This window comes from Candidatus Mycolicibacterium alkanivorans (genome assembly GCF_022760805.1).
Taxonomy (GTDB): Bacteria; Actinomycetota; Actinomycetes; order Mycobacteriales; family Mycobacteriaceae; genus Mycobacterium; species Mycobacterium alkanivorans.
This window is the reverse complement of record NZ_JAIVFL010000001.1, coordinates 1,037,490-1,058,020: the sequence shown is the minus strand read 5'-3', so window position 1 is coordinate 1,058,020 and position 20,531 is coordinate 1,037,490. Positions and strand designations below refer to the sequence as shown.

19 protein-coding genes and 1 pseudogene are annotated in these 20,531 nt (G+C 67.1%); 11 read left to right on the top strand and 9 right to left on the bottom strand.

What is annotated here, in order from left to right; translation table 11 throughout:
* Positions 1 to 31: 31 nt before the first annotated feature.
* The 6 genes from K9U37_RS05155 to serA all read left to right on the top strand — a co-directional run bounded on the left by K9U37_RS05155 (position 32) and on the right by serA (position 7,850).
* Complete coding sequence (locus K9U37_RS05155; RefSeq protein ID WP_243070794.1) at positions 32 to 1,273, top strand: Mur ligase family protein; 1,242 nt, start codon at positions 32 to 34, stop codon at positions 1,271 to 1,273.
* Positions 1,270 to 1,986, top strand: a complete 717-nt coding sequence (locus K9U37_RS05150) for a type 1 glutamine amidotransferase (protein WP_243070793.1) — start codon at positions 1,270 to 1,272, stop codon at positions 1,984 to 1,986. Before K9U37_RS05155 ends, K9U37_RS05150 begins: the two co-directional genes overlap by 4 nt.
* 208 nt (positions 1,987 to 2,194) lie before the next feature.
* Complete coding sequence (cysD, locus tag K9U37_RS05145; protein WP_243070792.1) at positions 2,195 to 3,121, top strand: sulfate adenylyltransferase subunit CysD; 927 nt, start codon at positions 2,195 to 2,197, stop codon at positions 3,119 to 3,121.
* Entirely contained in the window at positions 3,121 to 4,992 is a 1,872-nt protein-coding gene (gene cysC / locus K9U37_RS05140; protein WP_243070791.1) for a sulfate adenylyltransferase subunit CysN, read from the top strand. The genes cysD and cysC overlap by 1 nt, the downstream gene beginning before the upstream one ends.
* A gap of 77 nt (positions 4,993 to 5,069) precedes the next feature.
* Positions 5,070 to 5,798, top strand: coding sequence for a 3'(2'),5'-bisphosphate nucleotidase CysQ (locus K9U37_RS05135; RefSeq protein ID WP_243070790.1), 729 nt, complete (start codon positions 5,070 to 5,072; stop codon positions 5,796 to 5,798).
* A gap of 465 nt (positions 5,799 to 6,263) precedes the next feature.
* Entirely contained in the window at positions 6,264 to 7,850 is a 1,587-nt protein-coding gene (gene serA, locus K9U37_RS05130; RefSeq protein ID WP_243070789.1) for a phosphoglycerate dehydrogenase, read from the top strand.
* Between the two features lie 557 nt (positions 7,851 to 8,407).
* On the opposite strand, the gene serC is transcribed toward serA, so the two are convergent.
* Positions 8,408 to 9,556 carry a phosphoserine transaminase gene (serC, locus tag K9U37_RS05120; RefSeq protein WP_243070788.1) on the bottom strand — a complete coding sequence of 383 codons (1,149 nt, stop codon included), beginning with the start codon at positions 9,554 to 9,556 and terminating at the stop codon, positions 8,408 to 8,410.
* Between the two features lie 82 nt (positions 9,557 to 9,638).
* On the opposite strand from serC, the pseudogene K9U37_RS20345 reads away from it, so the two are divergent.
* Positions 9,639 to 10,150: pseudogene (locus K9U37_RS20345) on the top strand (hypothetical protein); the annotation flags it as partial.
* 152 nt (positions 10,151 to 10,302) lie between these two features.
* Here K9U37_RS20345 and epsC read toward each other — a convergent pair.
* The 3 genes from epsC to K9U37_RS05105 all read right to left on the bottom strand — a co-directional run bounded on the left by epsC (position 10,303) and on the right by K9U37_RS05105 (position 13,092).
* Positions 10,303 to 10,887, bottom strand: coding sequence for a serine O-acetyltransferase EpsC (epsC, locus tag K9U37_RS05115; RefSeq protein ID WP_243070787.1), 585 nt, complete (start codon positions 10,885 to 10,887; stop codon positions 10,303 to 10,305).
* 7 nt (positions 10,888 to 10,894) lie between these two features.
* On the bottom strand, positions 10,895 to 11,830 hold the full coding sequence (gene cysK, locus K9U37_RS05110) for a cysteine synthase A (RefSeq protein ID WP_243070786.1): 936 nt from the start codon (positions 11,828 to 11,830) through the stop codon (positions 10,895 to 10,897).
* A 206-nt stretch (positions 11,831 to 12,036) separates the two neighbouring features.
* Positions 12,037 to 13,092 carry a sulfate/molybdate ABC transporter ATP-binding protein gene (locus K9U37_RS05105; RefSeq protein WP_243070785.1) on the bottom strand — a complete coding sequence of 352 codons (1,056 nt, stop codon included), beginning with the start codon at positions 13,090 to 13,092 and terminating at the stop codon, positions 12,037 to 12,039.
* A 345-nt stretch (positions 13,093 to 13,437) separates the two neighbouring features.
* Here K9U37_RS05105 and K9U37_RS05100 point away from each other — a divergent pair, with 345 nt between their 5' ends.
* Both K9U37_RS05100 and K9U37_RS05095 read left to right on the top strand, forming a co-directional pair.
* Positions 13,438 to 14,220 carry a sulfite exporter TauE/SafE family protein gene (locus K9U37_RS05100; protein ID WP_243070784.1) on the top strand — a complete coding sequence of 261 codons (783 nt, stop codon included), beginning with the start codon at positions 13,438 to 13,440 and terminating at the stop codon, positions 14,218 to 14,220.
* A 218-nt stretch (positions 14,221 to 14,438) separates the two neighbouring features.
* Positions 14,439 to 14,738: a WhiB family transcriptional regulator gene (locus K9U37_RS05095; protein ID WP_243070783.1), complete on the top strand. Its 300-nt coding sequence runs from the start codon at positions 14,439 to 14,441 to the stop codon at positions 14,736 to 14,738.
* 206 nt (positions 14,739 to 14,944) lie between these two features.
* Here K9U37_RS05095 and K9U37_RS05090 read toward each other — a convergent pair whose 3' ends face one another.
* Positions 14,945 to 16,831: a family 2A encapsulin nanocompartment cargo protein cysteine desulfurase gene (locus tag K9U37_RS05090; RefSeq protein WP_243070739.1), complete on the bottom strand. Its 1,887-nt coding sequence runs from the start codon at positions 16,829 to 16,831 to the stop codon at positions 14,945 to 14,947.
* Positions 16,818 to 17,744, bottom strand: coding sequence for a family 2A encapsulin nanocompartment shell protein (locus K9U37_RS05085; RefSeq protein WP_243070740.1), 927 nt, complete (start codon positions 17,742 to 17,744; stop codon positions 16,818 to 16,820). Before K9U37_RS05085 ends, K9U37_RS05090 begins: the two co-directional genes overlap by 14 nt.
* Positions 17,745 to 17,917: 173 nt before the next feature.
* Between K9U37_RS05085 and K9U37_RS05080 the strand changes: the two genes are divergently transcribed.
* Positions 17,918 to 18,073 carry a hypothetical protein gene (locus K9U37_RS05080; RefSeq protein WP_243070782.1) on the top strand — a complete coding sequence of 52 codons (156 nt, stop codon included), beginning with the start codon at positions 17,918 to 17,920 and terminating at the stop codon, positions 18,071 to 18,073.
* Positions 18,074 to 18,092: 19 nt separating this feature from the next.
* Here the strand turns inward: K9U37_RS05080 and recR are convergent, their stop codons facing one another.
* Entirely contained in the window at positions 18,093 to 18,704 is a 612-nt protein-coding gene (gene recR, locus K9U37_RS05075) for a recombination mediator RecR (protein ID WP_243070781.1), read from the bottom strand.
* A gap of 9 nt (positions 18,705 to 18,713) precedes the next feature.
* The gene (locus tag K9U37_RS05070) at positions 18,714 to 19,154 is read right to left on the bottom strand and encodes a YbaB/EbfC family nucleoid-associated protein (protein WP_243070780.1); all 441 of its coding nucleotides are present in this window, start codon (positions 19,152 to 19,154) and stop codon (positions 18,714 to 18,716) included.
* Between the two features lie 104 nt (positions 19,155 to 19,258).
* Here K9U37_RS05070 and K9U37_RS05065 point away from each other — a divergent pair, with 104 nt between their 5' ends.
* Positions 19,259 to 20,017, top strand: a complete 759-nt coding sequence (locus K9U37_RS05065) for an Rv3717 family N-acetylmuramoyl-L-alanine amidase (protein WP_243073233.1) — start codon at positions 19,259 to 19,261, stop codon at positions 20,015 to 20,017.
* Here K9U37_RS05065 and K9U37_RS05060 read toward each other — a convergent pair.
* Positions 20,014 to 20,457 carry an SRPBCC family protein gene (locus K9U37_RS05060; RefSeq protein ID WP_243070779.1) on the bottom strand — a complete coding sequence of 148 codons (444 nt, stop codon included), beginning with the start codon at positions 20,455 to 20,457 and terminating at the stop codon, positions 20,014 to 20,016. The two genes, K9U37_RS05065 and K9U37_RS05060, sit on opposite strands and share 4 nt — an antisense overlap.
* Positions 20,458 to 20,531 lie beyond the last annotated feature (74 nt).

Genomic DNA, 20,531 nt, shown 5'->3' with positions numbered 1-20,531 from the left:
ACGCTGGACCGTCCGCATAAACTGCGTTCCGATGCCCAGGCCGACGATGACGATGCGGGGGCGCGCCGCGCTGGCCGCCGGCTCCGCCGCGCGCTGGGCCTCCCGCGTCACCGGCCGCGGGGCGGGCGCCATGATCGGCGGCCTGGTCGCGATGACCCTGGACAAGTCGATCCTGGGCCGGCTGGCAGCGGGCCGGCGCACCGTTGTCGTCACCGGCACCAACGGCAAGTCGACCACCACTCGCATGACGGCGGCGGCGCTGGGCACCTTGGGGCCGGTCGCCACCAACGCCGAGGGCGCGAACATGGACGCCGGGCTGGTGTCGGCGCTGGCGGGATCTCGTGATGCCGCGCTGGCCGCCCTCGAGGTCGACGAGATGCATGTCCCGCACGTCTCCGACGCCGTGCACCCGGAGGTGATCGTGCTGTTGAACCTCACGCGCGACCAGCTCGACCGGGTCGGGGAGATCAACCACATCGAGCGCACCCTGCGCGCCGGGCTGGCCCGCCACCCCGATGCCGTCGTGGTGGCCAACTGCGACGACGTGCTGGTGACCTCGGCCGCCTACGACTGCCCCCACGTGGTGTGGGTGGCGGCCGGCGGCGGCTGGGCCAACGACTCGGTGAGCTGCCCGCGCAGCGGCGAGGTGATCGCGCGCGACGGGTCGCACTGGTACTCCACCGGAACCGATTTCAAGCGGCCGACTCCGCGATGGTGGTTCGACGACACCAAGCTCTACGGACCTTCCGGGCTCGAGCTGCCGATGCGGCTGTCGCTGCCCGGTACGGTCAACCGGGGCAACGCCGCGCAGGCGGTGGCGGCGGCGGTGGCGCTGGGCGCCCACCCCGCTGCGGCGGTGGCTGCGGTGTCGACGGTGGACGAGGTCGCCGGCCGCTACCAGACCGTGCCGATGGGCGAGCACACCGCGCGAATTCTGTTGGCCAAGAACCCCGCCGGCTGGCAGGAGGCGCTGTCGATGGTGGACGACAGCGCCGACGGCGTGGTGATCGCGGTCAACGGCCAGGTCCCCGACGGTGAGGACCTGTCGTGGCTGTGGGATGTGAACTTCGAGCACTTCGAGGGCGTGCCGGTGGTTGCTGCCGGTGAGCGCGGGACGGACCTGGCGGTGCGGCTTGGGTATGCCGGTGTGCCGCATACGTTGGTGCACAACACGATTGATGCGATCACGTCGTGCCCCAAGGGGCACGTCGAGGTGGTGGCCAATTACACCGCGTTCCTGCAGCTGACCCGGGCGTTGGCGCGGATGCGATGACCGATTCGACGGTACGGATCGGGTTGGTGCTGCCCGACGTGATGGGCACCTACGGCGACGGCGGCAACGCGGTGGTGCTGCGGCAGCGGTTGCGGCTGCGCGGAATCGCGGCCGAGATCGTCGAGATCACGCTGGCCGATCCGGTGCCGGACTCGCTGGACCTGTACACCCTGGGTGGCGCTGAGGACTATGCGCAGCGGCTGGCCACCAAACACCTTCTGACGCATCAGGGTTTGCAGCGCGCGGTCTCGCGTGGCGCGCCGGTGCTGGCGATCTGCGCTGCGATCCAGGTGCTCGGCCACTGGTATGAGACCTCAGCCGGTGAGCGGGTCGAGGGCGTGCGACTGCTGGACGTGACCACGTCTCCCCAGGATCGGCGGACGATCGGCGAGGTCGTGTCCACGCCGCTGGTCGACGGGTTGTCGCAACAGTTGACCGGCTTCGAAAACCACCGCGGCGGAACGGTTCTGGGGCCTGATGCCCGTCCACTGGCCGCGGTGGTCAAGGGTGCGGGCAACCGCGACGGCGACGGGTACGACGGCGCAGTGCAGGGCAGCGTGGTGGCGACGTATCTGCACGGGCCATGTCTGGCCCGCAACCCCGAGCTTGCCGATCTGCTGCTGTCGCGGGTGGTCGGACAGCTGCCCCCGCTCGAGCTACCCGAGGTCGAGCAGCTGCGCCGCGAGCGCCTGGCCGCCCCCCGCCGGGTGTAGCTCCTCTCCCCTTTTCGCCCAAACCGACGTTACGCAGCGAAAGTGCGAGGTGCTTGGACTCACGCCGATTCTGAACCGGGCCCGGGGGCGTGTTTGCCAACTAGTCTGGTCGGGCATCTGCAGACGGCAGCGGCGGATGGGCCGATACCCGGTACCGACCTCCCGCCGCCAATACCAGGGCCGGTGTGGTGAAGAGAGGGCTAGCGACATGACAGCAGCAGTAACGGATGTCGACTCGCTGAGGGTCGACGAATTGCGGCTGCTCGAGGCTGAGGCCGTGCACATCATCCGGGAAGTGATTGCCGAACTGGAGCGCCCGGTGTTGCTGTTCAGCGCCGGCAAGGATTCGATCGTGCTTCTGCGGTTGGCGGAGAAGGCCTTCCGTCCGTCGGCGCTGCCGTTCCCGGTCCTGCACGTCGACACCGGACACAACTTCGACGAAGTGATCGAGTTTCGCGACCGTCGGGTCACCGGGCAGGGTCACAAGTTGATCCTGGCGTCGGTGCAGGAATCGATTGACCGAGGGCGCGTCGCCGATCCCGGCCCTGGCGGTTCCCGCAATCGTCTGCAGACCCGCACGCTGCTCGACGCATTGGAGGACGGTGGCTTCGACGCGGCGTTCGGGGGCGCCCGCCGCGATGAGGAGCGCGCCCGCGCCAAAGAGCGCATCTTAAGCTTCCGTGACGAGTTTGGCCAGTGGGATCCCCGCGCCCAGCGCCCCGAGCCGTGGTCGCTGTACAACGGCCGCATCAAGAAGGGTGAGCAGGTTCGGGTGTTCCCGTTGAGCAACTGGACCGAGCTCGACGTGTGGCGTTACATCGCACTGGAGAACCTTGAGTTGCCCTCGATTTACTTCGCGCACCAACGTGAGGTGTTCGAGCGCGACGGCATCCTGCTGGCGGTGTCCGAGCACGCCAAGCCCACCGACAGAGAATCCGCTGCCGTGGAATGGGTGCGATACCGCACCGTGGGGGATCTGACCATCACCGGCGCGGTGCGCTCCCAAGCCACCGACATCGAAGGGGTGATCGTCGAGATCTCCGCTGCCACCGTGTCCGAACGCGGTGAGACTCGCGCCGACGACCGCACGTCGGCCGCGGCCATGGAGGACCGCAAACGCGAGGGATACTTCTGATGCCGCAGGCGACCATTTCTCGGCAGCTGCTGCGCATCACCACCGCCGGTTCGGTGGACGACGGCAAGAGCACGTTGATTGGGCGACTGCTCTACGACACCGACAGCGTGCCGCTGGACCACCTCGAGGCGGTCACCGACACCGAAGGTACCGCCGACCTCGCCGCGCTGTCCGACGGTCTGCGGGCCGAGCGTGAGCAGGGCATCACCATCGACGTCGCCTACCGCTTCTTCTCGACGGAGTCGCGCAGCTACATCCTCGCCGACACGCCGGGCCATGAGCACTACACCCGAAACATGTTCACCGGCGCCTCGAACGCGCACGTCGCGGTGCTTCTGGTCGATGCCCGTGCCGGTGTGCTGCGGCAAACCAACAGGCACGCGCGCATCGCCAAGCTGCTGGGCATCACCCACTTCGTCGCCGCGGTCAACAAGATCGACCTGGTGGACTTCGACCGGTCCCGCTTCTTCGAGGTGGAAGAGCAGTTGCGGCAGCTGGCGACACGCCTCGGCGGGATCGACATCACCGTGATCCCGATCGCGGCGAAACTCGGCGACAACGTCGTGAACCGGTCAAAGCACACTCCGTGGTATCACGGGCCCACGCTGCTGGAATACCTGGAAGGCGTTGAGCTTTCGGCGCCCCAGCCGGAGGCTTCCAAACTGCGACTACCGGTCCAATGGGTCTCAAGGCCCACCGCCGAACAGCGCCGCCGATACACCGGGCGGCTTTCTGCGGGAACGCTGAGTGTCGGCGATCCGGTGGTGAGCCTGCCGGCGGGCACCCGTTCGACCGTGACCGTCGTCGACACCCTCGACGACGACCGGCCGACCGCCGTTGCACCCCTGTCGGTGTCGATCGAGCTGGCCGACGACATCGATGTCGGACGCGGTGACGTGTTCGTCAGCGCGTCCGAGGATGCGACCCTGCCGGTGCTGGCACGCGAACTCGACGCGACGGTGTGCTGGTTCAGCGAGGCCCCGCTGCGGGCCGGCGACAGGCTGGCGCTCAAGCAGGGCACCCGTACCGTCCGCGCGACGGTGCAGGCGCTGCGCAGCCGGCTCGACCCCGAGACGCTCGGCGAAATCGACAATCCGGTCGAACTGGTCCTCAACGACATCGGCTCGGTCACGCTGCGCACCAGCTCCGTCGTCGTTGCCGACGCGTATGCCGACAACCGCGACAGCGGCGCGTTCATCGTGATCGACGAGTCCAGCAACGACACCGTCGGTGCGGGCACCATCACCGAGGCGCGCGAGGTCAAGCCGGGTGTGCAGACCCGCAACGACATTCGCTGGCATCCGTCGTCGCTTGACCGCGACCATCGCTGGGTAGCGACCGGCCAGCGAGGTGCGACCATCTGGTTCACGGGCCTGCCCGCGTCGGGTAAGTCCACCATCGCCGTCGCCGTCGAGCGGGCACTCGTCGAATCCGGTCAGGTGGCCTACCTGCTCGACGGTGACAACATCCGCCATGGGCTATCCGACGACCTGGGCTTCTCCGCCGGCGACCGGGCCGAGAACATCCGCCGGGTCGGCCATCTCACCCGGCTTTTCGCCGACGCCGGGGTGGTAGCGCTGGCCTCACTGGTGTCGCCGCTGAAGTCAGATCGCGACATCGCCCGTGCACTCAACGACGCCGCGAAGCTGCCGTTCCTCGAGGTGTATGTGGCGACCCCGCGCGAAGAGTGCGAGAAGCGCGACCCGAAGGGCCTGTATGCCCGCGCCCGCGCTGGTGAGCTGAAGGGCCTTACCGGGGTGGACGCACCCTATGAGCCGCCCGAGCATCCTGACCTGGTGCTCGACACCACCGGCGTGGCCGTCGACGACCTCGTTGCCCAGGTGTTAGCGGCCCTTGATCGCCGCCGCTGACCGCGGCGATCGACCAGGCCAGCGCGTGTCTGGCAACCGCAGCGGGCGGACCATCAACGGCGTGGAGGTAGCTACCGATGAGCGATCACGCGCTGGCCGCGCGGCTGGCCACCGAAGCCGGACAACTCTTGTTGAGAGTGCGTGAGAACTTTTCCGACGCACCCACGGAAGTGCGAAAAGCCGCGGGAGACAAGCACTCACACGACTTTCTGATCGAGGAACTAGCCGATCGCCGGCCCGCAGATGCGGTGCTGTCTGAGGAAGGGGTCGATGATCCGGCTCGGCTCAGCGCGCGGCGGGTGTGGATCGTTGATCCGCTCGACGGCACCCGCGAGTTCGGTGAACTCGGCCGGGATGACTGGGCAGTGCACGTCGCGCTATGGCAGACGGGGCAGCTGGTGGCCGGCGCGGTCGCACTGCCCGCGCAACGGATCACCCTCGCCACCCCAGACGTCGCGCCCCCGCCCAAGGCGTCGACCGCTCCCCGTGTGGTGGTGTCGCGAAGCAGACCACCGTCCATTGCGCTGGCCGTACGTGATGCGCTTGGCGGCACATTGATCGAGCTCGGTTCGGCCGGCGCCAAGGTGTTGTCGATAGTGCTGGGACGCGCCGATATCTATGTGCACGCCGGCGGCCAATACGAATGGGATTCGGCCGCACCTGTCGCTGTGGCACGCGCGGCGGGCCTGCACACCTCCCGCATCGACGGTGGACCCCTGTTGTATAACCAGCCGAACCCGTCATTACCGGATCTACTCGTGTGCCGCCCTGGACTGGTCGAGGCGGTGCTCGCGGTCACGGCATGACGATCCCGCTGGCATACGTCCGGTGACTGCCGGAGCGGAGTGTGTGCTCAGGTATTGCCTCAAGGCCCGTCCCCCTCGTGATCTGTTTGATGGCTTGCCGGCCAAGGGGTACCGGCGAAGACCCGATGACGGAACGGGTTACCGCAATCCGCGCAGCCGCTCTCGGCTCGCAGGACCTCCTCGCCGGGGTTGAACTCGCCCAGATTTAAATAACAGCCGCGCGCGGCTGAGAACATCGTCCCCTCAACCAATTCGGTTGCTTGCGCACGGGATGCGCCATCGACAGCACCTGCCTCACCTGGATTTGGTCAGTCTTTCTGCCGCGGAACGCTTCTCACAAGCGAATTTGGATAGCACAGTCGGCTGGGTGTGTGGGCGCGCCTATGAGGGCTGCGGTGCACCCGGCGGGCCCGCCGACGACAACGATGCTCTCGACCGCTGACTGCGGCTGATTAGGCTGTCGATGTGAGCCTGCCTGTTGTGTTGATCGCCGACAAACTTGCCGAATCGACCGTTGCCGCTCTCGGTGACCAGGTTGAGGTGCGCTGGGTGGACGGCACCGACCACGAAAAGCTGCTTGCCGCGGTGCCCGATGCGGACGCGCTGCTGGTGCGATCGGCCACCAAGGTTGGCGCCGACGTGCTGGCCGCCGGCACCAAGCTGAAGATCGTCGCCCGCGCCGGCGTCGGGCTGGACAATGTCGACGTCGACGCCGCCACCGCGCGCGGTGTGCTGGTGGTCAACGCACCCACCTCAAACATCCACAGCGCCGCTGAGCACGCCCTGGCTCTGCTGCTGTCTGCGGCCCGGCAGATCCCCGCGGCCGACGCGTCGCTGCGCGAGCATGCGTGGAAACGCTCGTCGTTCTCGGGCACCGAGATTTTCGGCAAGACCGTCGGCGTCGTGGGGCTGGGCCGCATCGGCCAGCTGGTGGCGCAGCGGCTGGCCGCGTTCGGCACCCACGTGGTGGCCTACGACCCGTACGTGTCCCCGGCGCGTGCCACCCAGCTCGGCATCGAGCTGCTCAGCCTCGATGACCTGCTTGGCCGCGCCGATTTCATTTCCGTGCACCTGCCCAAGACTCTGGAGACGGCCGGACTGATCGGCGCGGAGGCGCTGGCCCGGACCAAACCGGGTGTAATCGTCGTCAACGCCGCCCGCGGCGGTCTGGTCGATGAGGCGGCGCTGGCCGAAGCGGTGGCCACCGGCCACGTCCGCGCCGCCGGGATCGACGTGTTCGCGACCGAACCGTGCACGGACAGCCCGCTGTTCGACCTGCCCCAGGTGGTCGTCACGCCGCACCTTGGGGCCTCGACGGGCGAGGCCCAAGACCGGGCCGGCACCGACGTCGCCGCCTCGGTGAAGTTGGCGCTGGCCGGGGAGTTCGTGCCGAATGCGGTCAACGTCGGCGCCGGCGTGGTCAGCGAAGAGGTAGCGCCCTGGCTGGACCTGGTTCGCAAGCTCGGGCTGCTCGTCGGCGCCCTGGGTGCCCAGCCGCCGGTGTCGCTGACCGTGCAGGTGCGCGGCGAGCTGGCAGCAGAAGATGTTGCGGTACTGCGGCTTTCGGCCTTGCGGGGATTGTTCTCCGCGGTTGTCGAGGACCAGGTGACGTTCGTCAACGCCCCGGCCCTGGCCGCCGAACGCGGCGTGGCCGTCGAGATCAGCAAGGCCAGTGAAAGTCCCAATCACCGCAGCCTGGTCGACGTGCGGGCGGTCGCCTCGGACGGCTCGGTCGTCAACGTGGCCGGCGCGCTGTCCGGGCCGCAGCAGGTGCAAAAGATCGTTCAGATCAATGGCCGCAACTTCGACCTGCGCGCCGAAGGTGTCAACCTCGTCATCAACTACGCGGACAAGCCGGGCGCGCTGGGCAAGATCGGCACCCTGCTGGGCGCCGCCGGCGTCAACATCCACGCCGCGCAACTCAGTGCCGACGCCGACGGTGCGGGTGCGACCGCGATGCTCAGGCTGGACCGAGAGGTTCCCGCCGACGTGCTGGCCGCCATCGGCGCGGCCGTCGACGCCGTCACGCTCAAACTGGTCGATCTGTCCTGAAGCTCGCCGTCATCTCCGGCGACGGCATCGGCCCGTGGTCACTCGCCGCGGCTGTCAAAGTATTCGACGCGGTGCTGCCCGGTGTCGAGAACACCAGTGACGACCTTCCAACAGCGTCAGTACCGCGGGCCGGTCGCAGAGCACCGGGTAAGGCCGCGGTCGCCTGCTCGGGCGCGCGTGAGCATTCCGGCAGCACCGGGTGAGCGAACCGCTCGACGCACACACGTCAACGTCGGCCGGCGAGGCCAGTTGTTCGAGGGACGCCACGGCGCGGGCCTGAAGTCCTGGGCGACAACACGCTTTGATCTCGACATCGAATTGGGTTTGGCCGAGGCGGGCCTCGTCGCCGCGCACTGCCGCCCGCAGTCGGTCGTCGACGCGCAGGGGTGTCTTCGGCAGAAGGGCCGTCACCTTCACAGAGGATGCGTGCGCCATCGACGCAGAGTCTAACGACTTTGAGTTCCCCCATGCCGAGCTCATCCGAGCCCCAGCGTCGGGCCTATCTTGGCGACTGTGGTACTCGGCTGCGCGTCACCGGGCTGACACACTGGTGGTGATCAGAGCCGTTCGACGACCCAGTCGATGCAGGCGGTGAGGGCGCTGACGTCGTCGGGCTCCACGGCCGGGAATGTCGCGACGCGCAGCTGGTTGCGGCCCAGTTTGCGGTACGGCTCGGTGTCCACGATGCCGTTTTCCCGCAGCACCTTGGCCACTGCGGCGGCGTCGACCTCGTCGCTGAAATCGATCGTCCCGACGACCTGCGAGCGCAGGTGCGGATCGGTGACGAACGGTGTGGCGTAGGAGGTCGACTGTGCCCAGGAGTGCAGCCGCTGCGAGGAGTCGGCGGTGCGCTTGACCGCCCAGTCCAGCCCGCCGTTGCCCAGTAGCCAGTCCAACTGGCTTTCGAGCAGCACCAGCGTGGCGATTGCGGGCGTGTTGTAGGTCTGGTTCTTCCTGCTGTTCTCGACGGCGATCGGCAGGGACAGGAAGGCGGGAACCCAACGGCCGCCCGCAGCGATGGACTCGATGCGTGCCAATGCTGCGGGGCTCACAATCGCCAACCACAGTCCGCCGTCGCCGGCGAAATTCTTCTGCGGGGCGAAGTAATAGGCGTCGGTGTCGCTGATGTCGACCGGCAGGCCGCCGGCGCCGGAGGTCGCGTCGATGACGATCAGCGCGTCTCCCGAGCCCGCAGGCCGCTGCACCGGCACGGCGACGCCGGTGGAGGTCTCGTTGTGTGCCCAGGCGATCACGTCCACCGACGGATCCGACTGCGGCGCGGGCGCGGTGCCGGGGTCGGCCTTGATGATGATCGGATCGCCGACGAACGGGTTCTTGGCCACCGCGGAGGCGAACTTCGCGCTGAACTCGCCATAGGTCAGGTGCAGCGACCGCGTGTCGATGAGCCCGAACGCGGCAGCGTCCCAGAACGCGGTCGCCCCGCCGTTGCCGAGGATGACCTCATAGCCGTCTGGCACCGAGAAGTACCGGCGGAGCCCGTCGCGGACCCGGCCTACCAGGTCTTTGATCGGCCGCTGCCGATGCGAGGTGCCGAGTAGGTGACCGGCGGCGACCAATGCCTGCAACTGCTCGGGTCTCACCTTCGACGGGCCGGACCCAAATCGTCCATCCCCGGGCTTGATGCCCTCGGGGATGGTGAGGGTGTTCGACGAGCCGCGTACACCAATAGTTTCAGACTCGGCCATGCCATCCAGACTAGGATCTGGACCCACCGACGTCGTTGTCGGTGTCGGTGTGTCGGCATGAGGAAATACCCTCTGAGCTGCGATGATTATAGTTCTCACACAAATAATCCGACCAGCAACAAAAGGCGCTTCCGGTCGGCACAGGTTCACGCTCGCGTCGGTGGTGTTTCGACGATGCCAATCTCGTGTCGAGCGCGGGCCCGGTGCCAGGTGATGACACCGGCCGAGCGGACACCCCCCGGTGGCGTTGCTGGCGGAGAAGGTTCGCATTGCCGAACCGAAGGTCAAATCGGGTGCGGCGAACCCGGCGCTGAAGCTGGTCACGCTGGCCGCCGGGATGTGCGCGCGGGACAGCATCGACGACATCGACGCGGTGCGCAGCGGCGGGACGACGACCTTGTTCGGTGGCATGTGCGCGAACTCGCGAGTGGAACCTTGTTGGCGGAGTTCACCGGCGGTCACTCCCCCAGCCCGGGTGTGTCTACGTCACTATCTGGGGGCGCCGTGCGAGCGGATCGATCTGCTGCCCCCGGGGCAGATCAAGGGGAGTTCATCGACATTGATTCGCTGCTGCGTCTGGCTTACGGGGTGGCGGCGCGGTCGGTCTGTACTCGTCCCGAGCGGCGGCCATCAGCGCAACAGCTGTAGGCGATACGTGTGCCGGTCGAGGCCGTGCGGGGGTGGCAACCTGACACGCCTGAATCCCTCGTGCCGTGTGGGTGGGCGGAGGAATGCCGGCCGGGTTCTCAGATGTACATGGCGGGATCGACGTAGGTGGTCGGATCGACCCCCCGTTCCCGCTGCTTGGCGGTGCGCGGACCTACGATCGCGGGGATGCCGGTCGCGACCGAATCTGCCGGAACATGATGAGTGACGACGGCATTGGCACCGATGGCGCTGTCGTCGCCGACCTGCAGTGGCCCGAGGACTTTGGCCCCGGCACCGATCGTGACTCGGTTGCCGATCGTGGGATGACGCTTGCCCTGGTGCAGAGACCGGCCACCGAGGGTCACACCGTGATAGACCATCACGTCGTCGCCGATCTCGGTGGTTTCCCCGATCACCACACCCATGCCGTGATCGATGAAGAACCGGCGCCCGATGGTCGCCCCCGGATGGATCTCGATGCCGGTGAGGAAACGGGTGAGCTGCGTGAGAACGCGCGCAGGCCCACGCAAAGCCGGCTTCCCCCACATGCGGTGGGTCAGCCGAAATGACCAGATCGCGTGCAGACCGGAATAGACGAGCACGTTCTCGAGATTTCCACGCGCGGCCGGGTCATGGATGCGCGCGTTGTGCAGGTCCTCGCGCAGTGCCGACAGGACAGTCATGGCCTCATCACTCCCTGATGTGCTCGAACAGTGCGGTCGAGATGTACCGCTCACCGAAGTCCGGGATGACCACGACGATGAGCTTGCCGGCGTTTTCCGGGCGCTTGGCCACTTCCAGCGCCGCCCACACGTTCGCACCGGAGGAGATGCCGCCGAGAATGCCCTCCTCGGTGCCCAGCGCCCGCGCGACCGTGATGGCGTCGCCGAACTCGACATCGATGATCTCGTCGTAAACTCCTCGGTCGAGGACCTCAGGGATGAAGTTCGCGCCGATCCCTTGGATCTTGTGCGGTCCGGGGTTGCCGCCCGTCAGGATCGGGGAATCCGCCGGCTCGACCCCAATGATCGACACCCCCGGCTTGCGGGCCTTGAGGTTGTGCCCGACCCCGGTCAGCGTGCCGCCGGTGCCGATACCGGCGACGAAGATGTCGACCCTGCCGTCGGTGTCCGCCCAAACCTCCTCGCCGGTGGTGCTCTGGTGGATCGCCGGATTCGCCGGGTTGGCGAACTGGTTTGCCGACACCGCGTTCTCGGTCTCGGCGATGATCTGCTTGGACTTGGCCACCGCGCCGGCCATCCCCTCAGCACCCGGGGTCAGGACGATCTCGGCACCGTAGGCACGCAGCATCACCCTGCGCTCGGTGGACATCGTGTCCGGCATCGTCAAAATCACCTTGTAGCCACGCGCGGCACCGATCATCGCCAACGCGATGCCGGTGTTGCCGCTGGTGGCTTCGACGATGGTTCCCCCGGGCTTCAGCTCACCGGAACGTTCGGCGGCGTCGATGATCGACACCCCGATGCGGTCCTTGACACTGTTGGCGGGGTTGTAGAACTCGAGCTTGGCCACCACCTGCGCGGCGAGTCCCTCGGTCAACCGGTTGAGCCGAACGATCGGGGTACGCCCGACCAGCTCGCTGACGTTGTCATAGATCCTGCCCATGGCTCATCCCTCCTCGTGGCGCGGTATCACCGGCGCCATCTGCAACAGGTCCTGCACGCGTCGCTGCCGCGCAGGACCTCTACCACGACCGAGGCCGCACGCACGCTCTCGCTCATCTGCTATCCCTTTCCAGTAACCGGTCACTCTCCATTTCGCGTGCCGGCCTCGTCTTCCCCTCGAGACGAGGTACGGCAACCGCCAGCCTGTCAGGCGTTCGTCAAGCTCGCCTCATCTCGATCGGTTCTCGGCACCTGCGCCTCTCCGGCGATCCGCGGCACCCGGGTCGCCCGCACATACACCATGTCACCGGCGCGCAACCCCAACGCCTCAACGTCGCCGCGGGTGATCTGCACGGTAAACGGTGCGCCGGTGGTCGCATCGCTGAGCGCGACACGCACCTCGAAGCCCAGATAGGCGACACGGTCGACGGTTGCGCGGACGGTGACCCCGCTCGAACCGGCGCCACCGTCACCGCCCGCGACCGCCAGCTCGGGGCTGCGACCCAGCCGAATGTCGTGCGGGCGCACCAGGACACCGCCCAGCAAGGACACCTCGCCGAGGAATGACATGACGAAGGTATTCGCCGGGTGGTCATAAACGTCGGTCGGCGAGCCCACCTGCTCGATGCGCCCCTTGTTGAGCACCGCGATCCGGTCGGCCACATCCAACGCCTCGGTCTGATCGTGGGTGACCAGCACGGTGGTGACATGCACTTCGTCCTGCAGCCGGCGCAGCCAGGCCCGTAGGTCCTCGCGCACCTTGGCGTCCAGCGCGCCGAACGGCTCATCGAGAAGCAGCACATGCGGATCCACCGCCAGCGCGCGCGCCAGCGCCATGCGCTGCCGCTGCCCACCCGACAGCTGCGACGGGTAACGGGCCTGCAACCCACCCAGGCCCACCACCTCGAGCAGGTTGTCGACCTTCGCCTTGATCTCGGACTTCGGGCGCTTGCGGACCTTCAGGCCGAACGCCACATTGTCCCGGACCGTCAGGTGCTTGAACGCGGCATAGTGCTGGAAGACAAACCCGATGCCGCGCCGCTGCGGCGGCTCATCGGTGACGTCGCGCCCATTGATGGTGATGGTGCCCGAGTCGGGCTCGTCGAGGCCCGCGATAGCGCGCAGCAGCGTCGATTTCCCCGATCCGCTGGGGCCGAGCAACGCCGTCAGCGAACCGGTCGGTACCACGAAGTCCACAGTGTCCAGCGCGACGAAATCGCCGTAACGCTTGCTGACACCACGCACAACGATCGCGTTGGTCATCTCCAGCTCTCCTTGATGTGCCGACATGCAGTTGGGCTCGGTTCCCGCACGCCGCCGTCGAGGATCGGCTGCATGGCTTCACGGGTAAAGACCACGAATCAGTACTCGGCCAGATACGCGAGAGCTACTGAAGCCAGACCACAGACGGGCGTGCAGTCAGCGACAACAACAGAGAATGACAGCGTTACTACTCACGGCGATGAGTCCCACGACGGGGAGAATCGGGTTGCCGGACGCTGCGTACATGGCGCTGACCCTAACAGAAGCTAAGGCGGAAGAGCCCCCTATGCGCCCCGCCGGCAGCGGAATCGGCTCTGCGATCACGAAACCTGGGATAGTGCTTTCGTGACGGCGGTGCCTGTGCTCGGCTTTGTCGCGGGGTTAGCCGTTGCTGTCGTGACGACGCCGGTTGGGGTGTCGGGTGCGGTGTTTCTCCTGCCCATTCAGCTCAGCGTGCTGGCAATACCCAGCCCTGCGGTAACCCCGACCAACCTACTGTTCAACGTAGTGTCAATTCCCGGCGCGTTGTTCCGATACGGCAGGCACCGTACGTTGAAAAGCCCGCTTACCCGCGTGCTACTGGCCGGCACGTTGCCCGGTGTGATTGCCGGCGCGGCTATCCGCGTTTTCGCGATTCCCGGTTCGCAAGCATTCCGGCTTCTCGTGGCCGCCGTGCTACTACCGCTGGGTATCTGGCTGTGCGGACGAACGCTCAGCAATACTCGCGACGTTGCCGTCAGGCCACCGTCCACCCGATCGGTAGTCGCGCTTGCGCTCGGTATCGGCGTAATCGGCGGGATTTACGGCATCGGCGGCGGCTCGCTACTGAGCCCGATCCTCGTCGGGCGCGGAATGCCAGTCGCCACAGTGGCACCGGCGGCACTGACATCGACGTTCGTCTGCTCGATCGCGGGGGCGGCCACCTATACAACGCTGGCTCTGACCACTTCGGGTCATGATATCGCGCCGCAGTGGATCACCGGAATCGCTTGCGGTGTAGGAGGTCTCGTCGGCGGATTCGTCGGCGCGCACCTGCAGCCGCTGCTCCCCGAGAAGGCGCTTCGTCTAACTCTGGGCGAACTTGCCATCCTGACCGCCGTAACTTATTCACTGCAGGTGCTCGCCTGAATCGCTCAACCCGCGCGCACCGGTAGCACAGGCACAGGTGCTCAACTCGGTTATCCGCACGATGCGCCGAAGTGAGCTTTGGGGCAAGGCCCGCCTCGGCGTCCTTCATGGCCGAGTGAGCTGGACTCACCGCGAGCCAATCCGTGGCATCGGAATGGTCAGCGCTCCACGATGTCAATACGACAACAGAGCCCAGTGCGACTCGGAGGTGAAACACGTTGACTCGGCAGAGTAGCTACCTGAGTTCGCCTTCGCGGACGGCTCGCCAGCAGCTCCCCCGGCCGCTGGCCGGGGACTGGGATTGGCAGCTGTCGGCCCGATGCACCAACTTCTCGCCAGAGGTCTTCTTTCCCGAGGAGGACGGTCGACGCGATCAGCGCCGGCGTGAGGAGGCGGCCAAACGCATCTGCTGGGGTTGCCCTGTCATCGCCCGCTGCCTCGAGCATGCGTTGCGGGCGCCAGAGAATCATGGCGTCTGGGGTGCGACGACCGCCAACGAGCGCGCCCGAACGCGGTAGCAGCGCGGCGCGCAGTCTCCGCGGGCCACGCGGGGGTCGGGCGCGCGACCCGCCCCAGATCAAACGCGCTGTCTGACTGACGCCGTGCGCCCGCGTGCCGAGCCGCAGCGCTCTCCGTCGCCGATCTCCAGTACCGGACGCGGCCCTCCCGCGTCAAGCGCTAGGTGGGCCATGGCCAGCCCTGACGTTGCTTCGAATGAACGACGTTACCCGGTGTTGGTGCCGCCTTCGGCGATGCGGCGGACGGCGTTGAGGAAGACGTCGATCTCGTCGAAGGTGTTGTAGAACGCGAACGAGGGCCGGACGGTGGTCTCGACACCCATGCGTCGCAGGATCGGCTGGGCGCAGTGGTGTCCGGCGCGCACGGCGATTCCTTCGGCGTTGAGTGCCTTGCCGACCTCGAGCGGCTGGTGGCCGGCCAGGACGAAGGACAGCACGCTGGCCTTCTCGTCGGCGGTGCCGACCAGGCGCACCCCGTCGATGTCGGCCAGCCGCGGGGTGGCGTACTCCAGCAACGCGTGCTCGTAGGCGGCGATGCGGTCGATGCCCACCTTCTCGACGTAGCGCAGCGCCTCACCCAATCCGACGGCGTCGGCGATGTTGCCGGTGCCGGCCTCGAACTTGTTCGGCAGACCCTGATACAGCGAACGTTCGATGGTGACGTCGGCGATCATGTTGCCCCCGCCCTGCCACGGCGGGGTCTCGGCCAGGGCCTCCTCGGTGCCGTAGAGCACCCCGATCCCGGTGGGCCCGATGATCTTGTGTCCGGAGAACACGAAGAAATCCGCCCCGGTCGCGGAGACGTCGATCGGGATGTGGGGGGTCGACTGGGCGCCGTCGATGAGCACCCGGGCGCCGTAGCGGTGGCCGAGTTCGACGATCTTGTCCACCGGTGTCACCGTGCCCAGGGCGTTGGACACCTGGGTCGCGGCAACCAGTTTGGTCCGCGGACCCAGCAGGTCCTCGAACTCGCCCAGCAGCAGATTGCCCGCGTCGTCGACCGGCGCCACCTTGATGATGGCCCCGGTCTTCTGCGAAATCATCTGCCAGGGAACGATATTGGCATGATGCTCGAGAATCGTGATGACGATCTCGTCACCGGGTCCCAGGTGCTTGGCGCCCCACGACTGCGCCACCAAGTTGATCGCCTCGGTGGTGCCGCGCACGAAGATGATCTGCTCGTCCTTTGGCGCTCCGATGAAGCGCCGCACAGTGTCGCGGGCCTCTTCATAGGCGTCGGTGGCCCTGGCGGCCAATTCATGTGCGGCCCGGTGGATGTTGGAGTTCTCGTGGGCGTAGAAGTAGGCCAGCCGGTCGATGACCGCCTGCGGCTTCTGCGTGGTCGCCGCGTTGTCGAACCAGATCAGCGGCTTGCCGTGCACCGTCTCGCGCAGGATCGGGAAATCCGCGCGAATCGCGTTGACGTCGAAAATCTCATGGTCGTCGCGAATCTGCGGAACCGGTGCGGAAAGCGCCGGTACCCCGGAGGTGAAGTAGTAGTTCGCCTCATCTCCCGTCGGGGCGGAGGTCAATTCGGGTGCCGACAGGAAACTGAGGTCCGGGATTCCCGGAACCCCACCCAGCCACCCCGGCACCGAACCCCGCGGGGCGACCGGCGCGCTCGGCGTCGGCCCCGCCAGCACGCCGGGCCCCGTCGGCACGATGCCGCCGGGCACGGCGAATACCTCGAGATGCGGTGGGGTGAACACATCGACCACGCCCACCCCGGCATGCCCCGCTGACGGCGCGGTGGTCAGATCGGGTGCGCTGCCACGCGGCGCGACGGGCACGGCGCCGGGTGGAATCGGTTCTGGCCCAGGCGAACTCGGGGGCGGCAATGTCACGCCGGGCGCTTCGAGGAATACCGCGGGCGGCGCGAACGGTTCGGCGCCGGCAGCCGCTGCGGCATACGACGCCGCCGAGGTGGTGTCGGGAACCGACCCGCGCGGCGCAGGCGGAACAGTTTGTGGCGGTGAGTCGTTACCCGGCCGGATACTGGCCGCCAGCAACTGTGTCGCCAGGGCAGCCAGCTCGGCCTCGCTGATCGGGAGGTCGCCTTCGGCGGCTACCGATCGATACTCACTTGTACTCATGGTATTGGTCCACCGCTGCGCCCTCGAGCACCGCAAGCGCATCATCGGTCAACACGGCCAACGAGGAGTACAGCGTCACCAGATACGACGCGATACCGGAGCGGTCGATCCCGGTGAACCGCACCGACAAACCCGGCGCCTGCTCACCGACCAGACCCGGCTGGAACAGGCCGACCACACCCTGACGCTCCTCACCGGTGCGAACCAGGATGAACTTCGTCTTGCCCTTCTCAACGGGCACCTTGTCGCTGGGGATGATCGGGATGCCGCGCCAGGTGACGAACTGCGCCCCGAACAGATTGACCACCACCGGCGGCACACCACGATACGTGGCCTCCCGGCCGAACGCGGCCACACCCAGCGGGTTGGTCAAGAAGAACGCCGGTGTCTTCCACACCTTGGTGATCAGCGCGTCGAGATCGTCGGGAGTCGGCGCGCCCTTGAGCGTCTTAATGGTCTGCTCGGGAGTAACCTGCGACAGCAACCCGTACTCGGGGTTATTGATCAGCTCGGACTCCTGGCGCTCCTTGATCGTCTCGATGGTCAGCCGCAACTGCTGGGCGATCTGATCGTGCGGGCTGGAATACAGATCCGAGACCCGGGTATGCACATCGAGCAAAGTGGAGATCGCACGCAGCGTGATCTCCCGCGGGCTGGTCTGATAGTCGACATAGGTCTGAGGCAACGGGTCTTCGATGTTCTCCCCACCGACCTCGGCGTGGATCGCCACCCGATCCGGGTTGACCACCCGGTTGACCCGGTAAATACCGGCCTCCACCGGAACCCAACTCAACAAATGCAGCAAAAACCGCGGGGTGATGGTCTCCAACTGGGGGACCGTCTTGGTGGCATTGGCAAGCTGCCGCGCAGCAAGCGCGCCAAGCGCCTGGGACTCGTTCTGGGCCGACGTCATTGTGCTACCTCCGGGGTGGCTCGGGAACTGCGGTCAGCGTATCGACAGGTTCGTCACTACATTGAGCTTATCCGCCTGCCGCCTGGAGCTGCCCCCCCCCCGGGTGGCCATCGCGCAGCGGCACCCGCGCAGCGAGAACGGCTGGGTGACCGCTACGCTGGTTCACGGCGAAAGTGACTGCAACACCCGACATCTTGGATGCTCTAGCTTGGTACACGCCGATCCACTACTTCGGCCTCGGCTCTGCCATCTACATTCGCGAAGCGACCGTCTTCGTCGTAGCCGCCGCCATCCTCAACCGCCTGCCGGCACCGCGGGCCCTGGCGTAAACATCTGCAGCCCAAGGGGCTAGACCATTTGCCGGCGGCCGGACAGCGCGCGGCCCAGCGTCAGCTCGTCGGCGAACTCGAGGTCCCCGCCCATCGGCAGACCCGACGCGATCCGTGAGATGGTCAGCCCCGGGATGTCGCGCAGCATCCGCACCAAATACGTTGCGGTGGCTTCACCCTCGGTGTTGGGGTCGGTCGCGATGATCACCTCGGCGATGTCCACGCCGTCGACGCGTTCACCAATCCTGTTGAGCAGCTGGCGGATTCGAAGCTGGTCGGGTCCGATGCCGGACAACGGGTCCAGCGCGCCGCCCAGCACGTGGTACCGCCCGCGAAACTCCCGCGTGCGTTCGACGGCCTGCACGTCCTTGGGCTCCTCGACCACACACACCTGGGTCCCGTCGCGGCGGGCATCGCTGCAGATTCGGCAGCGCTCGGCGTCGGAGACGTTGCCGCACACCTCGCAGAACTGCACCCCGTCGCGAACCCGCGAGAGCACCGCGGTCAGCCGGTCGATGTCCGGCGGTTCCACCGACAGCAGGTGGAACGCGATCCGCTGTGCACTCTTTGGCCCGATACCCGGCAGCTTGCCGAGCTCGTCGATCAGGTCCTGGACGGGGCCTTCGAACATGGGGGAGGCTCAGTCCTCCGGTTTGCGGTGCGCGCCGCCACCGCCGCCACCGACACCGGGATTGCCCGGAACCCCCGGGATTCCGGGCGGCGCCTGGCCGGCCAGCGGGCCCAGGTGGGTCTGCGCCAGGATGGCGAACTGTCGCGAGGCGTCCCCAAGCGCGCCGACGATCAGGTCCTGAAGCGTGTCGATGTCACTCGGGTCGACGACCTTGCGGTCGATGCGCACCCCGACAACCTGCCCGCTGCCCTTCATCGTCACCTGGACCAGGCCGCCACCGGCCTGCCCGTGGACCTCCGAGGCCGCCAGCTTCTCCTGAGCTTCCATCAGTTTCTGCTGCAGATCCTGTGCCTGCTGAAGCGCAGCCTGCAGACCCGGCATCAGCTGATCGCGCACCTGTTCGGCGCGTTCACGCAAGGCCTCCAGGTCAGGCACTTCTCCGGGCTGCATGACAGTCTCCTTGCGTCTTGATCTCGGCTTGGTTTCGCCTGGGGATTCGGGCGCTCAGCGACTTCAAGCCTAGACGCCGAAGAGTTACGGTGACGCGCGTGCTTATGTCCGTACGCTCGCGTGTCGTGGCCGCAGCATGCACTGGCCTGTTGCTCGCTGCGTCGACGCTGTCCACGCCCATCGCCCACGCCGCGCCGTCGAACATCGCCGGGATGATCGTCTTCCTCGACCCCGGCCACAACGGCGCCAACGACGCCTCGATGACCAAGCAGGTCCCGACCGGCCGCGGTGGCACGAAGGACTGCCAGACCAGCGGCACCAGCACCGAGGACGGCTTCACCGAGCACACCTTCAACTGGGACACCGTCCTGCTGATCCGCCAGGCGTTGACGCAGCTCGGGGTCCGCACCGCCATGTCGCGCGGAAACGACGACCAGGTGGCGGCCTGCGTCGACGAGCGCGCGGCGATGGCCAACTCGCTGCAGCCCAACGCCATCGTCTCGATTCACGCCGACGGCGGCCCGGCCACCGGGCGGGGCTTCCACGTCAACTACTCCAGCCCGCCGCTGAACCAGGCTCAGGCCGGGCCATCGGTCCGGCTGGCCCGCACCATGCGCGAGCAGCTGCTGGCCTCCGGCCTGCCGGCCGCCAACTACATCGGGTCCGACGGTCTCTACGGCCGCGCCGACCTCGCCGGGCTGAACCTGGCGCAATACCCGGCCGTGCTCGTCGAGCTCGGCAACATGAAGAACCCGGCCGACTCGGCACTGATGGAAAGCCCCGAGGGCCGACAGAAGTACGCGGAGGCCGTGGTCAGAGGGATCGCCGCGTTCCTGGCGACCCAGCCCGCCAGGACCAGCTAAGGCGCCTCGACCTCTTTTTTGAGGTTGGCCAGCACCTCGTCCTGAATCCGGCGCAGACCCAGCGGCGCGAACGTCTTCTCGAAGAAGCCCTTGACCCCGGCGGCGCCGTTCCAGGTGGTCTTGACGGTGACGCTGGAGCCCGCCTCACCCGCGGGCGCGACGGTCCAGTTGATCACCATCGAGGAGTTGGCGTCCTTTTCGATGACGGTGTGGCCGGCTACGTCGACGTTGGCCTGCACCTCCCGCACCCGTGACTCGGTGGCCTGCAGCTTCCACTTGGCCACGGTGCCTTGGCCCTGGCCGCCCTGCAGCACCTGGTACTCGCTGTACCGCGGCGACAAGATCTTGGGACGCACACTCTGGTAGTCGGCGATCGCATTGAGCACGGTCGCGGGATCGGCGTCGATCAAAATCGTGCTGGCCGCGCTGACCTGTCCCATCAGACAGAACTCCTCTAGTCACAGTGACATGTCGATGTGATCAGACAGCCGTGCGGTCGCATCGGCTGTGGCTG

Bases quoted from the DNA above. Each gene is read 5' to 3' on its own strand.
- K9U37_RS05135 (WP_243070790.1), top strand. From the start codon at position 5,070: ATGAGCGATCACGCGCTGGCCGCGCGGCTGGCCACCGAAGCCGGACAA.
- K9U37_RS05070 (WP_243070780.1), bottom strand. From the start codon at position 19,154: ATGCAGCCCGGAGAAGTGCCTGACCTGGAGGCCTTGCGTGAACGCGCC.
- cysK (WP_243070786.1), bottom strand. From the start codon at position 11,830: ATGGGCAGGATCTATGACAACGTCAGCGAGCTGGTCGGGCGTACCCCG.
- epsC (WP_243070787.1), bottom strand. From the start codon at position 10,887: ATGACTGTCCTGTCGGCACTGCGCGAGGACCTGCACAACGCGCGCATC.
- K9U37_RS05150 (WP_243070793.1), top strand. From the start codon at position 1,270: ATGACCGATTCGACGGTACGGATCGGGTTGGTGCTGCCCGACGTGATG.
- serC (WP_243070788.1), bottom strand. From the start codon at position 9,556: ATGGCCGAGTCTGAAACTATTGGTGTACGCGGCTCGTCGAACACCCTC.
- K9U37_RS05090 (WP_243070739.1), bottom strand. From the start codon at position 16,831: ATGAGTACAAGTGAGTATCGATCGGTAGCCGCCGAAGGCGACCTCCCG.
- recR (WP_243070781.1), bottom strand. From the start codon at position 18,704: ATGTTCGAAGGCCCCGTCCAGGACCTGATCGACGAGCTCGGCAAGCTG.
- K9U37_RS05065 (WP_243073233.1), top strand. From the start codon at position 19,259: ATGTCCGTACGCTCGCGTGTCGTGGCCGCAGCATGCACTGGCCTGTTG.
- K9U37_RS05060 (WP_243070779.1), bottom strand. From the start codon at position 20,457: ATGGGACAGGTCAGCGCGGCCAGCACGATTTTGATCGACGCCGATCCC.
- K9U37_RS05155 (WP_243070794.1), top strand. From the start codon at position 32: ATGCCCAGGCCGACGATGACGATGCGGGGGCGCGCCGCGCTGGCCGCC.
- K9U37_RS05085 (WP_243070740.1), bottom strand. From the start codon at position 17,744: ATGACGTCGGCCCAGAACGAGTCCCAGGCGCTTGGCGCGCTTGCTGCG.
- cysD (WP_243070792.1), top strand. From the start codon at position 2,195: ATGACAGCAGCAGTAACGGATGTCGACTCGCTGAGGGTCGACGAATTG.
- cysC (WP_243070791.1), top strand. From the start codon at position 3,121: ATGCCGCAGGCGACCATTTCTCGGCAGCTGCTGCGCATCACCACCGCC.
- K9U37_RS05105 (WP_243070785.1), bottom strand. From the start codon at position 13,092: ATGACCAACGCGATCGTTGTGCGTGGTGTCAGCAAGCGTTACGGCGAT.